This is a genomic window from Modestobacter italicus, from assembly GCF_000306785.1.
Lineage (GTDB): Bacteria > Actinomycetota > Actinomycetes > Mycobacteriales > Geodermatophilaceae > Modestobacter > Modestobacter italicus.
This window is the reverse complement of record NC_017955.1, coordinates 2631036-2644024: the sequence shown is the minus strand read 5'-3', so window position 1 is coordinate 2644024 and position 12989 is coordinate 2631036. Positions and strand designations below refer to the sequence as shown.

The 12989-nt window shown below is 74.7% G+C and carries 12 protein-coding genes; 8 read left to right on the top strand and 4 right to left on the bottom strand.

What is annotated here, in order from left to right; translation table 11 throughout:
- Window positions 1–13: 13 nt before the first annotated feature.
- Entirely contained in the window at window positions 14–742 is a 729-nt protein-coding gene (locus MODMU_RS12890) for a class I SAM-dependent methyltransferase (RefSeq protein WP_041795250.1), read from the top strand.
- Here the strand turns inward: MODMU_RS12890 and MODMU_RS12885 are convergent.
- The 4 genes from MODMU_RS12885 to MODMU_RS12870 all read right to left on the bottom strand — a co-directional run bounded on the left by MODMU_RS12885 (window position 739) and on the right by MODMU_RS12870 (window position 5248).
- Window positions 739–1728 (bottom strand): IS481 family transposase, encoded by a 990-nt coding sequence (locus tag MODMU_RS12885; protein ID WP_041795247.1) that lies wholly within the window; start codon window positions 1726–1728, stop codon window positions 739–741. The genes MODMU_RS12890 and MODMU_RS12885 overlap by 4 nt on opposite strands.
- Window positions 1729–1834: 106 nt before the next feature.
- Entirely contained in the window at window positions 1835–3049 is a 1215-nt protein-coding gene (locus MODMU_RS12880; protein WP_166503481.1) for a glycosyltransferase, read from the bottom strand.
- Window positions 3046–4317 (bottom strand): lipopolysaccharide biosynthesis protein, encoded by a 1272-nt coding sequence (locus MODMU_RS12875; protein WP_014740701.1) that lies wholly within the window; start codon window positions 4315–4317, stop codon window positions 3046–3048. Before MODMU_RS12875 ends, MODMU_RS12880 begins: the two co-directional genes overlap by 4 nt.
- A 67-nt stretch (window positions 4318–4384) precedes the next feature.
- Window positions 4385–5248: a GNAT family N-acetyltransferase gene (locus tag MODMU_RS12870; protein ID WP_014740700.1), complete on the bottom strand. Its 864-nt coding sequence runs from the start codon at window positions 5246–5248 to the stop codon at window positions 4385–4387.
- 149 nt (window positions 5249–5397) lie between these two features.
- Here MODMU_RS12870 and MODMU_RS12865 point away from each other — a divergent pair, with 149 nt between their 5' ends.
- The 7 genes from MODMU_RS12865 (at window position 5398) to MODMU_RS12835 (ending at window position 12977) form a co-directional block, all read left to right on the top strand.
- Window positions 5398–5967: a phosphatase PAP2 family protein gene (locus tag MODMU_RS12865; RefSeq protein ID WP_014740699.1), complete on the top strand. Its 570-nt coding sequence runs from the start codon at window positions 5398–5400 to the stop codon at window positions 5965–5967.
- Between the two features lie 109 nt (window positions 5968–6076).
- Window positions 6077–7024, top strand: a complete 948-nt coding sequence (locus MODMU_RS12860; protein WP_014740698.1) for a pyruvate, water dikinase regulatory protein — start codon at window positions 6077–6079, stop codon at window positions 7022–7024.
- Window positions 7021–9438 (top strand): phosphoenolpyruvate synthase, encoded by a 2418-nt coding sequence (gene ppsA / locus MODMU_RS12855; RefSeq protein WP_014740697.1) that lies wholly within the window; start codon window positions 7021–7023, stop codon window positions 9436–9438. Before MODMU_RS12860 ends, ppsA begins: the two co-directional genes overlap by 4 nt.
- Window positions 9428–10798 (top strand): cardiolipin synthase ClsA, encoded by a 1371-nt coding sequence (gene clsA, locus MODMU_RS27710; protein ID WP_014740696.1) that lies wholly within the window; start codon window positions 9428–9430, stop codon window positions 10796–10798. Before ppsA ends, clsA begins: the two co-directional genes overlap by 11 nt.
- Window positions 10795–11796, top strand: a complete 1002-nt coding sequence (locus MODMU_RS12845; RefSeq protein WP_014740695.1) for a DUF881 domain-containing protein — start codon at window positions 10795–10797, stop codon at window positions 11794–11796. Before clsA ends, MODMU_RS12845 begins: the two co-directional genes overlap by 4 nt.
- 3 nt (window positions 11797–11799) lie before the next feature.
- Entirely contained in the window at window positions 11800–12132 is a 333-nt protein-coding gene (locus MODMU_RS12840; protein WP_014740694.1) for a small basic family protein, read from the top strand.
- A complete protein-coding gene (locus MODMU_RS12835) occupies window positions 12129–12977 on the top strand; it encodes a DUF881 domain-containing protein (protein WP_014740693.1) in 849 nt (282 codons plus the stop codon). The genes MODMU_RS12840 and MODMU_RS12835 overlap by 4 nt, the downstream gene beginning before the upstream one ends.
- Window positions 12978–12989: the final 12 nt, after the last annotated feature.

Here is a 12989-nt window from a genome sequence, read left to right as displayed (position 1 = left end):
AGGACCCGTCCGCGTGAGCCGCCGGATCCGTCCGGGCGCCGCGGCACCGGCTGTCAGCGCGGTGACCGACCGCGCGGTGCGCTCGGCGCGACGGCAGGCCTTCCGTGCTGCCAGCCTGGTCGCCGAGGTGCTCTTCGACTGGCGAGCGGGCGTCCGCACCCGCGGGCGGGTGCACAACGAGTCCCGGGTCGCGGACCTCTCGGTGGGCGGTGACCCGCAGGGGTACGAGCCCGCGAACATCCTGCTGTGGTGGCGGATGATGCGGGCCGTGCCGGTCGCGCCCGGCTCGTCGACCTTCGTCGACCTGGGTGCCGGTCGGGGGCGCCCGGCGATCCTGGCGGCGCAGCGCGGGCATCGCCGGGTCGTCGGGGTCGAGCTCGACGAGCACCTCGTCGCGGAGGCCCAGGAGAACCTCCGGAGGTGGCGGTCACGGCGCCGGCCGACGCGGGGGGAGGACGCCGACGTGGTCGTCGTGCACGGCGACGCGGCCGCCCACGACCTGCCCGGGGGGCCGCTGGTGGTCTGCGTGTACAACGCCTTCGGTCCGACGACGCTGCGGCACGTGCTGCGCCGGGTCTGCGACGTGCCGCAGGGCGGCACGGATCCCGTCTTCCTGGCGTACCTGAACCCCGTGCACGCGGCCGTGGTGACGGAGTTCCCCCAACTGGTCCTGCACGCCCGGGCCACGCGGTGGGCGGTGTACCGGCTGCAACCGGACACCTCCGCTCCCGCGCCCGGCTAGGTGTAGTGCCCAGCACCGTTGTTGACGGTGATGCGGCTGATCGGTGGGTGTCCGCCGAGTGCGGTGTGGCTGCGGTGATGGTTGTAGGTGTGCAGCCAGCCGGGCAAGGCTGCGGCGCGGTCGGCTGAGCTGGTGAAGGGGCGGATGTAGGCCCACTCGTCGGCCAGGGTGCGGTTGAACCGCTCGGCCTTGCCGTTGGTCTGAGGGCGGTAGGAGCGGGTGAACCGTGGCTGCGCGCCGAGGTCGGCCAGCGCCTCGCGCCAGGCATGGCTGATCCGGTAGGCCTTCGCGTTGTCGGTCATCACCCGCTCGATCCGGGGGATGCCGTGGTCGGCGAACCAGGCGGCGGCCCGGTGCAGGAACGCCGCGCAGGTGACGGCCTTCTCGTCGGGATGGATCTCGGCGTAGGCGAGTCGGGTGTGGTCATCGATCGCGCAGTGCACGTAGTCATAACCGACCCGCCGGCCGGCCAACTGCTCGGTCCGGGCGTTGTTGTGCTGAGCCGAGCCGCGGCCGTGGGCCCACCAGCCGCCACCGGCCCGGATCGCACCGAGCTTCTTCACATCGACGTGCACCAGCTCGCCGGGGCGGGCGCGCTCGTAACGGCGGACCAGCTCACCCGTCGGGCGGTCCAGCCAGGCCAGCCGGTGCAGGCCGTGCCGGGTCAGCACCGCGTGCACCGTGGAAGGCGCCAGCCCGACCAGCGGGCCGATCCGGGCCGGGCCCAGCTTGCGGGTGCCGCGCAGCGCCAGCACCCGCTGCTCCAGCTCTGCCGGCGTCTTCCGGGGCAGCCGATGGGCGCGACTGGACCGGTCGAACAACCCCGCCGGTCCTTCGGCCCGCCAGCGCGCGAGCCACTTGTAGCCGGTGGCCCGGGAGACGTTCAGCTCGACCACCACATGGGCGACCGGGCGGCCCTGCTCGACCACCCGCCGGACCAGTTCCGCCCGGCCGTGCACCGTCAGGCGGGCATTAGCGTGAGACACGAGACCTCCGGGTCGTCGGTGAGGCGTCAGCACCCACACCTTCGCCCGGAGGTCTCCTCACGTCATCAGCCCGACCAAGCGTCAACAACGCTCATGGGCACTACAGCTAGGCCGCGGGGCCTCGACCGGGCCACCGTCCGTGCGGACGGTGCGCTGCCTCGAGCCGGGCCAGGTAGACGGACTCGAGGCCCCGCCAGATCGTCTGCGGGTCGAAGTCCGCCAGGGCCCGCGCCCGGGCGGCCCGGCCGAGCTCGCGCGCACGGTCCGGCGACGCCGCGCAGGCCCGGATCGCGGCGCTGAGGGCACCGGCGTCCCCCGGGGGGACCAGCCAGCCTGTCACGCCGTCGACCACGGCGTCGCGCGCCCCGGTGGCCGTGGTGGTGATGGCCGGCAGCTCGGCCAGGGCGGCCTCCAGCACCACGTTGGGCAGCCCCTCCCGCCGGGTGGGCAGGCACAGCACGTCCATCCCCGCGTAGGCCGACGCGACGTCGTCGGTCTCCTCGATGCGCACCACCCGGTCCCCCAGGGCACGGATGGCCGGCTCGAGCAGCGGATCGTCCAGGGAACCGACGAGCAGGAGGCGGAGCGGGAGGTCTGGGAGTTCCGCGACGGCAGCCAGCAGCGTGTCCACGCCCTTGTCCAGGGTCAGCCGGCCGACGAAACCGACGACCAGCTCCGCCGGTCCCACCCGCCACCCCTGCCGCACGGCCTCCCGGTCGACGGCGGCCAGGTCGGGGTCCCAGCGGTCGGGGTCGACGCCGTTGCTGCTGCCCTTGCCCAGGACCAGGGGGTGGTCCGTCCGGCCGAACAGCCGCCGGGCGACGGCCTCGTCACGGAGGCTGTGGCTGACGCACACCACGTCGGTGGCCAGCGCGATGGTCAGCCGCTCGGCGAGCCAGAGCACGACTCGGGTCGGCCGGCTCCCGGCGGCCTCGAGCCGCAGGCCGCGCATGACGTAGACGCGGGCGGGCACCCGGGTCAGCCAGGCCGCGAGGCAGCCGAGCAGCGCGGCCTTGGGGGTGCCCACGTTGACCACGTCCGGGCGCAGCCGGCGGAGCAGACCGGTCCACCGGGCCAGGGCCCGGAGGTCGTGCGCCGGGGCCATCTCCCGCTCCATCGGCAGGCGGTGGACGACGACCTCCTCGCGGTCCCGGACGACGTCGAGGAGCGGGCCGGGCGACGTGGCGACGTGGACGTCCCACCCCCGGCTCCGGAACCAGCCCAGTTGGCCGCGCAGCAACGTCTCCGCCGAGCCCGCGACGGTGATGCCGTAGAGCAGCCGCACCGGCGCGTCCCCGCCCGGGCGGGGGGAGCTGGTCACCGGGCGGCCAGGGCCGTCGCGGCCCGCCGCAGCCGGACCCGGGCGATGCAGGCCATCACCAGGTAGGTGACCAACACCGCGATGGCGACGCCGTGCGTCCCCCACGCGGCGTACCCGGCCGTCGCCAGCGCCGTCATGACCACGCTGCCCACCACCGCCGCCACCGCCCCGGTGCGCAGGTCCCGGAGCCCGGCGGAGGCGGCCGCGTCGATCGAGCAGCTGGCGTAGGGCACCGCAGCCGCGCAGAACACCGGGAGCAGCGTGCGCGCCTGGTCGAACTCCGGCCCGAGCAGCAGCGGGATGGCGAACCAGCCCCCGACGGCGACGCCCACGGCCGCCGCCCCGGTCAGGGCCAGGACCGGGACGTGCGCCCGTTCCCAGGCCTGCAGGCTGCCGCGTTCGGCGGTCTTCCGGGTGATCGGGGCGGTCAGCGCCAGTGCCGCCATCACCGCGAGGGAGGCGAGGGTCGAGGCGACGCTGTAGATGCCGACCTGGTCGGACCGGCCCAGCGCGCCGAGGACCAGGCGGTCACCGCTGACGACGTAGTACTGACCGAGCGCCGCAACCAGGGCGAACCGGCTGAAGGCGAGCGACTCACCGACCCGGTGCCACCACTCGCGGGTGGTCACCACCGCCGGGGCGACGGTCCGGCTGTGCGCATCGGCCCGCCAACCGATGACGGCGCCGGTCAGCAGCGCCCCGGTGTAGCAGGCGGCGGCGATGACGAGCGCGGTGGTGGCCGAGTAGACGGCGGCGGCGTGGGCGGCGGCCACCAGGGCGAGCTGGGCCGCCGCGGCCACGACGTCGAGGACGATGGACGTCCGGTGCCTGCCCAGCCCGTGCAGGCCCTCGCGGACGAGGTGGGCACCCAGGGCGGCCACGGCGTAGACGACGAAGGCGACGCGCACCCCGGCGCCGGCCCCCGACAGCACGGTCACGAGGTAGACCCCGACCGTGGCGGCGAGGACGAGGTGCGGGACGGTCAGCACCGCGGCCAACCGGAGGTACCGCGACCACGTCCACCACCGGCCCGGCTCCGCCAGGACGACGCGAGAGGCCGCCCCGGTGCCGACACTGCTGACCAGCAGCAGCAGGCTGGCCACGGTCGTGGCGAGGACGAGGGTCCCGCGGTCGCCGGGGCCCAGCCACCGGGCCGAGAGCAGGGCGACGCCCATCTGGACCCCGGCCTGGACGATCGACCACAGCGGCACGTGGAGGGACGCCAGCGCCGGCCGGTGCGCCGCGCGGGGCGGACCCGGCAGGCTCACGGCCCCCGCCGCCGGGCCGGAGCCGGGGCGGGCGGGCCCGGGAGGACCACCTCGGTGCCGGGGTCGTTCATCCCCGGCCGCTCAACCGGTAGTACTTGTCCGGCGACCGGCGGCGGATGACCGTCGTCGCCCCCGGGACCATGACCAGCCGGGCCGGCAGCCGGCGCAGCGGGACCCCCAGCAGCTCCTTGTGTCGGCACAGGCCCTCGTCCTCCCGGGCGTGCAGCCCGTCGACGACCTCGGTGATCCCGCCGGCCCGGCGGCAGGCGTGCAGGAACTCGTGGTGCAGGCCGGTGCCCAGGTTGGCCCGCAGGGCCCAGGTCGCCACCACGCTGCTCGTGGCGTAGGCCGTGCCGTCGACCGCGTGCCCGGTCAGGTAGCCGCCGAGCCGGCCGTCGACGATGCCGGCGAGCACGACACCGGACGCCGGCTCACCCAGGTGGGCCAGGTCGGCGAGGAACTCCTCCCGGCTCGGCAGCCGCCCGTACCCGGTCCGCTCGTGCGCGGACCGCAGGACCTCGTAGCCCTGGTCGTGCAGCACGGCGGGGCCGGTGAGCTCGACCAGCTCAGCCCGTTCGCGGACCTTCCGCAGGGCGTGCCGACGGGTCTTGGGCAGCGCCGCCTCGTCGAAGCCGGCCAGGTCGGAGATCACGTGCGCCGGGACGGCGGCGTTCGCGTGGCCGGCGTCGTCGTCGGCGAGGCACGCCTGGTAGCCCCAGCACGCGGCCGTCGGGCGGGTCGCCTCCCGTGCGGTCAACCGGGCCATGTCGTGCACGGGCCGGTAGAAGCCCGGCACGATCTGCCGCCACCAGCGGCTGCGGTGCTCGACGACGCGCCGGCCCCGTGCCCGGAGGTGCTCGGCCAGCTCCGCCTCCGTGACGACCGGCACCCGGGCCAGGCAGACGTCCCGCATGTCATCGGGTCGACCCATCCTCGCCCCCCTGCATCGGTAGGTCGGGCGCCACGATGTCATCGCAACGGCCCGCAGGGGGCCTCCGGCTGCGCGGCTCCTCCGGCCGACGGAGGGGAGCCGGTCGGTCGCCCTGGTCAGGAGGGCCCCCGGTCGGGCGATACTGGCGCATGGACTGGGACCGGGAACTCCTCCAGGTCGTCGCGGCCCACCGCGTCGGCTGGGTCGACGGGGTGACCCGTGGGCTGATGACCGTCGGGATGAGCCCGTTGACCTACCTCGCCGCGTTCGCGCTCTGCGTCGTGTTCGCCTGGGTGTTCCACGCCTGGCGGGTGTCCGTGTCCGCACTGGTGGCCGCCGTGCTCGCCGTGGCCCTCGCCGACGTCGGCAAGGAGCTCGTCGGGCGCGCCCGGCCGCCGCAGGACCTGTCGCTGGTGACCAGCTCCGGGCTGGCGATGCCCTCGTCCATCGCCGCCATGACCGCGGCGGCCGCGACGCCGGTGGTCCTGTTCGGCCTCCGCGCGGCCGACCGGACCGGGCGGCTGGTCGCCGTCCTGCTCGTCCTCGCCACGGTCGGCACCGGGCTGAGCATGGTCTACCTGGGGGCCCACTGGCTCAGCGACGTCCTCGTCGGCTGGCTGCTCGGCGCCGCCGTCGGGGCCGGGGTCCTCTGGCTGCTCGACCGTGTGCGGGTGCCCCGGAGGTCGGCGGCCAGCTGGCCGGGGACCGGCAACAGGTGATACTCACTGCCGACCACCTGGTCCGGCATGCAACGACGCGTGACCTCAGGAGTGCAGCGATGAGTTCCGTCCCGCGGGTGGGACCCCCGGCCCCTGGCCGGAGAGCGCGGTGACCGAGCCGGCTCCCGCCGTGCGGCCGCCGGATGCCGACACCGTCGTCCCGGTCTTCTTCCTGTCCGACAGCACCGGCATCAGCGCCGAGACGATGGGCAACGCGCTGCTCATCCAGTTCCCGGACGTGCACTTCGAGCGCACCCTGATCCCGTTCATCTCCTCCGTCGACGAGGCCCGCGAGGTCGTCGCCCAGCTCGACGAGGTGATGGCCGGCCCGGTCACCCCGCTGGTGTTCACCACCGCCGCCGTCGACGAGGTCCGCGAGGAGCTGCTGAAGACCAAGGCCCCGATCATCGACTTCTTCGGAATCCACATGGACCGGGTGGAGGAGCAGCTGGGCGCGCGCGGGCTCCGCGAGGCCCGGCGGCTGCACGGCGTCGGCGACGTCCGGCGGTACAACAGCCGGATGGCGGCGATCGAGTTCGCCATCGAGCACGACGACGGGCTGAGCCCCCGCGGGCTGGACCGGGCCGACGTCGTCCTGCTGGCGCCCTCCCGCTGCGGGAAGACCCCGACCGCGATGTACCTGGCCCTGCAGCACGGCCTGTTCGTGGCCAACTACCCCCTCGTCGACGAGGACCTGGAGACCACCGACCTGCCCCGCCCGGTGAAGGACCTCCGCGACCGCTGCTTCGGGCTGACCACCACGGTCGCCCGGCTCAGCCGCGTCCGGCAGGAACGGCGCCCCGACTCGCGCTACGCCTCGGAGGACCAGTGCCGGTTCGAGCTCCGCCGGGCCAGCGCGATGTACGACCGGCACCAGCTGCCCACGGTGGACACCTCGGCGGCCTCCGTCGAGGAGATCGCCGCCGTGGTGATCCAGACCCTGGCCCGGCAGCGCCGCAGCGCCGGCGACCGCACCCCGTCCGGCACGCGCCGGCCGTCCGGCCAGCGCCCGCCATCCGGCCACGACCTCCCGCGAGGAAGGACCCCCCGCCCATGAGCACCGACACCACGTCCGAGGTACCGGCCGGCCCGGCCGACGACGCCGACAACGTCCGCTGGTTCGCCGAGCTGGGGCTGGCCGACCTGGAGGTGGTCGGCGGGAAGAACTCCTCGCTGGGCGAGATGATCTCCCAGCTCGCCGACGCCGGGGTGAGCGTCCCCGACGGCTTCGCCACCACCGCAGCGGCCTACCAGCGGTTCCTCGGCGACACCGGGCTGGCCGCCCGGATCAACGACCGGCTCCGCGACCTGGACACCGACGACGTCCGGGCGCTGGCCGAGGCCGGCCGGCAGATCCGCCGCGAGGTCGTCGAGCAGCCCTTCCCCCCGGCCCTGGAGGCCGACATCCGGGCCGCCTACGCCCAGCTGGCCGGCGACGACGACGAGGCCTCCTTCGCCGTCCGCTCCAGCGCCACCGCCGAGGACCTCCCGGACGCCTCCTTCGCGGGGCAGCAGGAGACCTTCCTCAACGTGCGCGGCATCGACGCGGTGCTGCAGGCGGTGCGGGAGGTGTACGCCTCGCTCTACAACGACCGGGCCATCGCCTACCGGGTGCACCACGGGTTCGAGCACGAGGCGGTCTCGCTGTCGGCCGGCGTGCAGCGGATGGTCCGCTCGGACGTCGGGGCGTCGGGCGTCATGTTCACCATGGACACCGAGTCCGGCTTCCGGGACGCCGTGTTCATCACCTCCGCATACGGCCTGGGCGAAGGCGTGGTGCAGGGGGCGGTCAACCCCGACGAGTTCTACGTCTACAAGCCCGCGCTGGCCGCCGGGCGCCCGGCGGTGCTCAAGCGCGGGGTGGGGGAGAAGGCCACCAAGATGGTCTACACCGCCGACGCCGAGGTCGGCCGGACCACCGAGTTCGTCGACGTCGACCCGGCCGAGCGGCGGCTGCTGTCGCTCACCGACGACGAGGTCACCGAGCTGGCCCGGCAGGCGGTGCGGATCGAGGAGCACTACGGCCGGCCGATGGACATCGAGTGGGGCAAGGACGGGCTCACCGGGGAGCTGAAGATCCTGCAGGCCCGCCCGGAGACCGTGCAGTCCCGGTCCGGGAACACCACCGAGCGCTACCGGCTCACCGGCACCGGGGACGTCGTGGTCGAGGGGCGGGCGATCGGGCAGAAGATCGGCGCCGGCGCCGTCCGGGTGCTCAGCGACATCGAGGAGATGGACGGCTTCACCGCCGGCGACGTGCTCGTCGCGGACATGACCGACCCGGACTGGGAACCGATCATGAAGCGCGCCTCGGCGATCGTCACCAACCGCGGCGGGCGTACCTGCCACGCGGCGATCATCGCCCGCGAGCTCGGCATCCCGGCCGTCGTCGGCACCGGCGACGCCACCCGCCGGCTCACCGACGGCGACCCGGTGACCGTCTCCTGCGCGGAGGGCGACACCGGCCTGGTCTACGCCGGTGAGGTCGGCTTCGAGGTGGAGGAGACCCGGCTGGACGCCATGCCGGAGATCCCCACCAAGATCATGATGAACGTCGGGACGCCGGAGCAGGCCTTCGCGTTCTCCCGGCTGCCGCACGCCGGCGTCGGGCTGGCCCGGCTGGAGTTCATCATCAACCGGCAGATCGGCATCCACCCCCGCGCCCTGCTGGAGCTGGACACCCTCGAGGCGCCGCTCAAGGCGCAGATCGAGGAGCGGATCGTCGCCTACCCCTCGGCGCGGGACTTCTTCGTCCAGCGGGTCGCCGAGGGCGTCTCGATGATCGCCGCGGCCTTCGCGCCGGAGCCGGTGATCGTCCGGATGAGCGACTTCAAGTCCAACGAGTACGCCAACCTCCTCGGCGGCGAGGCCTACGAGCCGCACGAGGAGAACCCGATGCTGGGCTACCGCGGGGCCTCCCGGTACCTGTCGGCGGACTTCGCCGAGTGCTTCGCCATGGAGTGCGAGGCGCTGCGGTACGTCCGGGACGAGATGGGCCTGACCAACGTCAAGATCATGATCCCGTTCGTCCGGACCGTGGCCGAGATCGAGGGCGTGGTGCGGCTGCTCGGCGAGCACGGGCTGCGCCGCGGGGAGAACGACCTGTCGGTGGTCATGATGTGCGAGCTGCCCTCCAACGCGCTGCTGGCCGGGGACTTCCTGGAGCACGTCGACGGGTTCTCGATCGGCTCCAACGACATGACCCAGCTGGTGCTCGGCCTGGACCGCGACTCCAGCCTGGTCGCCGGCAGCTTCGACGAGCGCAACCCCGCCGTCCTCGCGGTGCTGGAGATGGCCATCCGGGCCTGCCTGGAGCGCGGGAAGTACGTCGGCATCTGCGGGCAGGGCCCCAGCGACCACCCCGACCTCGCGGAGTGGCTGGTGGCCCAGGGGATCGAGTCGATGTCGCTGAACCCGGACACCGTCGTGGACACCTGGCAGCACCTCGCCCGGACCGCCCGTGCCACCTGAGCCCGGGCTGACCGGCCGGCCGCAGCAGCCCGGGCCGCCGCGCAGCTCCTCGCCCCGCCCCGGGGAGCTGGACGACGAGCGCCGGGCGCTGTGGTCGCTGATCGCCGACGGCCCCCGCCGGGCGCAGGCCCGGGTGCCGCTCGTCGACGACGACGGCCGGCTGCTCGGCCCGTTCGGGCTGATGCTGCTCTCCCCGCGGATCGGCACCGCCGTGCAGTCGGTGGGCGCGGCGCTGCGGTTCGACGAGGACCTGCCGGCCCGGCTGCGCGAGCTGGCCGTGCTCACCGTGGCCGCGGCGGTCCGCTCGGAGTTCGAGTGGACCGCGCACGAGGCGGCCGCGCTGGAGGCCGGTGCCCGGCCCGCCCAGCTGCAGGACCTGCTGGACGGCCGGCCGCCGGCCGGGCTCACCCCGGCCGAGGAGGTGGGGCTGCAGGTCGTGCGGGCGCTGCTCGCCCGGCACACCCTCGACGACCCGCTCTTCGCGCAGGCCTCCGGCGTGCTGGGCACCCCGGGCCTGGCCGCGCTGGTCTGGCTGGTCGGCTACTACGAGATGCTCGCGACCGCGCTCGCCACCTTCCGCCCGGGGCCGGGCCCCCGGCTGACCGGCGGGCCCGGCGCCCGCTCCGGGGCGTCGGGCCGGTCGCGGCGGGCATCGTCGGTGCCGGGCACTAACCTGACCTGCGGTGGACGGCGAGGTGAGGCGGCGATGACGACGGCGGACGACCGGGCGACCGACGTCCCCGCGGGCACCCGTACCCCCCGGGTGCTGGACCGCGACCAGCTCAGCGACCGGGTGCTCACGCTGCCCAACCTGCTGTCGGTGCTGCGGCTGCTGGGCGTCCCGCTGTTCCTGTGGCTGCTGCTGGGCCCGCACGCCGACGGGTGGGCGATCGTCGTGCTGGCGGTCTCCGGGTTCACCGACTGGGCCGACGGCAAGCTCGCCCGGGCGCTGGGCCAGTCCAGCAGGCTGGGCGCGCTGCTCGACCCGGCGGCCGACCGCCTCTACATCGTCGCCACGCTGGTCGCGCTGGCCATCCGCGAGGTCGTGCCGCTGTGGGTGGTGCTCGTCCTGCTCGGCCGGGAGCTGGTGCTCGGCCTCACCCTGCTGCTGCTCCGCCGGGCCGGCTGGCCGCCGCTGCAGGTGCACTACCTCGGCAAGGCCGCGACCTTCCTGCTGCTGTACGCCTTCCCGCTGCTGCTGCTGGCCGACGGGGACAACCCGGTGGCCGCGGTCGCCCAGCCGATCGCCTACGCGCTCACCGTCTGGGGTGCGGCGCTGTACGTGCTCGCCGGCGTCCTCTACGTCGTGCAGGCGGTGGGCCTGCTCACCGGGGACCGGCGGGCCGGAGCGACCCGGTGAGCGCGCCGGCCCCCGCCCCCGGGAAGCCGCGGTCGCTGGGCGCCTCGCTGCTGGACCAGGTCCTCTCCGAGACCCTCTACCCGGCCTACGCGCAGGCCGCCGCCGCGCGCACGGCCCGCGCCGCCGGGTCCGACGGCGGCGGGGCACCGCCCGGGTGGCTGCGGCAGCGCCGCGGCCAGCTGCTGGTCGCGCTCACCCTGCTGATCGCCGGCCTGCTCGCCTCGATCACCTACGGCGAGGCAGCCGCTGGCGCGCAGGGCCGCGACCAGGCCCGGCAGGCGCTGCGCGACGACATCGGCGAGCAGTCCGACACCGCCGACGACCTCGCCGCCCAGTTGGAGGAGCTCACCGCCCAGGTCACCCGCACCCGGCAGCAGGCCCTGGAGGCCAGCGTGGTCGGCCAGCGGGCGCTGGAGCAGCTCGCCGCGGCCGGGCAGGCGGCCGCCGTCGTGGCCGTCTCGGGTCCGGGCCTGCGGGTGACGATGGACAACGCCCCGCCCGCCGCCGACACCGACCCGGTCGGTGGCTCCGGGGAGGTCGCCGGGGCCGGCATCGTGCAGGACGGCGACCTGCAGCTGGTGGTCAACGCGCTGTGGGCCTCCGGCGCCGAGGCGATCAGCATCAACGGCCAGCGGATCGGGGCGACCACCGCCATCCGGCAGGCCGGCAAGGCCATCCTCGTCGACCTGCACCCGGTGAACACCCCGTACGAGATCTCCGCGATCGGCGACCCGCAGGACCTCAGCAACGCCTTCCTGTCCACCCCGGAGGCCTCCGTGGTGGCCGGGTTGAGCCGCGACTACGGTCTGGTCTTCGAGTTCGCCCGCGACGACGACCTGGCGCTGCCGGCCGGGACCAACGCCGAGCTCCGCTGGGCCACCCCGCTGGACCCGGCCACCGACCCGGGCGCCGACCCGACCACCGCGCCCGGCACCGCGCCCGGCGCCGGTCCCGGCAGCGACCTGGTCGCCCCTGACCGCACCACCGACGGAGGCTGACCCGTGATCCCGATCCTCGGACTCGCGGTCGGCGTGGTCCTCGGGCTCCTGCTGGACCCCAGCGTGCCGCTGTGGCTGCAGCCGTACCTGCCGATCGCCGTCGTGGCCGCGCTGGACGCCGTCTTCGGCGGCGTCCGGGCCCGCTTCGACCGGATCTTCGACGCGAAGGTCTTCGTCGTCTCCTTCGTCTCCAACGTCGTCGTCGCCGGGCTCATCGTGTTCCTCGGCGACCAGCTGGGCGTGGGCGCCCAGCTGTCCACCGCCGTGGTCGTCGTGCTCGGCATCCGCATCTTCGGCAACGCGGCGGCGATCCGCCGGCACCTGTTCCGGGCATGAGCGGCGACCACCCCGAGCAGGACCGCGCCCCGGACGACGTCCCGCCCGACGCGGCCGACGTCCCGGCCGAGGGCCCTGCTCCCGCCGAGGGCCCTGCTCCCGCCGAGGACCCGGCGCCCGCCGAGGACGCGGCTCCGGCCGACGGCCCGCCGGCCGCCGCCCGGCGCGGGCGCCGCGACCCGCTCGCCGCCGCGCTCATCGGGGTGCTCACCCTGCTGCTCGGCTTCGCCTTCGCCGTCCAGGTGCGCAGCACCGACACCGACACCCAGTACGCCGGGGCCCGCGAGGAGGACCTGGTCCGGATCCTCGACGACCTCACCGCCCAGCAGGACCGGCTGCGCCAGGAGATCGCCGACCAGCGCTCCGCGCTGGACCAGCTGGGCAGCTCCGACAGCGACTCCGCCGCCGCGCTGCAGGAGGCCCGTGACCGGGCGGAGGCGCTGTCGATCCTGAACGGCTCGGTCGCCGCCCAGGGGGAGGGGATGACGATGACCATCCGCGACCCGGCCACCGGGATCACCTCCTCGGTGCTGCTCAACGCCATCCAGGAGCTGCGCGGCGCCGGCGCGGAGACCATGCAGGTCGACCAGGTGCGGATCGGGGTCAGCAGTGCCGTCACCGGCACCCCCGGGAACCTGGCGATCGACGGGCAGCAGATCGAGGCGCCCTACGTCTTCCAGGTCATCGGCTCCTCGCAGGACATGGCGACGGCGATGAGCATCCCCGGCGGCGTCGTCTCCACCGTCGGCGGCCGGGGCGGCAGCGTCGACATCGTGCAGTCCGACCGGGTCGTGGTGGACGCGTTGCGACCCCTGGACGCGCCTCAATACGCTGATCCCGACTGAGAGGACCCCCGT

Bases quoted from the DNA above. Each gene is read 5' to 3' on its own strand.
- MODMU_RS12865 (WP_014740699.1), top strand. From the start codon at position 5,398: ATGGACTGGGACCGGGAACTCCTCCAGGTCGTCGCGGCCCACCGCGTC.
- MODMU_RS12870 (WP_014740700.1), bottom strand. From the start codon at position 5,248: ATGGGTCGACCCGATGACATGCGGGACGTCTGCCTGGCCCGGGTGCCG.
- ppsA (WP_014740697.1), top strand. From the start codon at position 7,021: ATGAGCACCGACACCACGTCCGAGGTACCGGCCGGCCCGGCCGACGAC.
- MODMU_RS12835 (WP_014740693.1), top strand. From the start codon at position 12,129: ATGAGCGGCGACCACCCCGAGCAGGACCGCGCCCCGGACGACGTCCCG.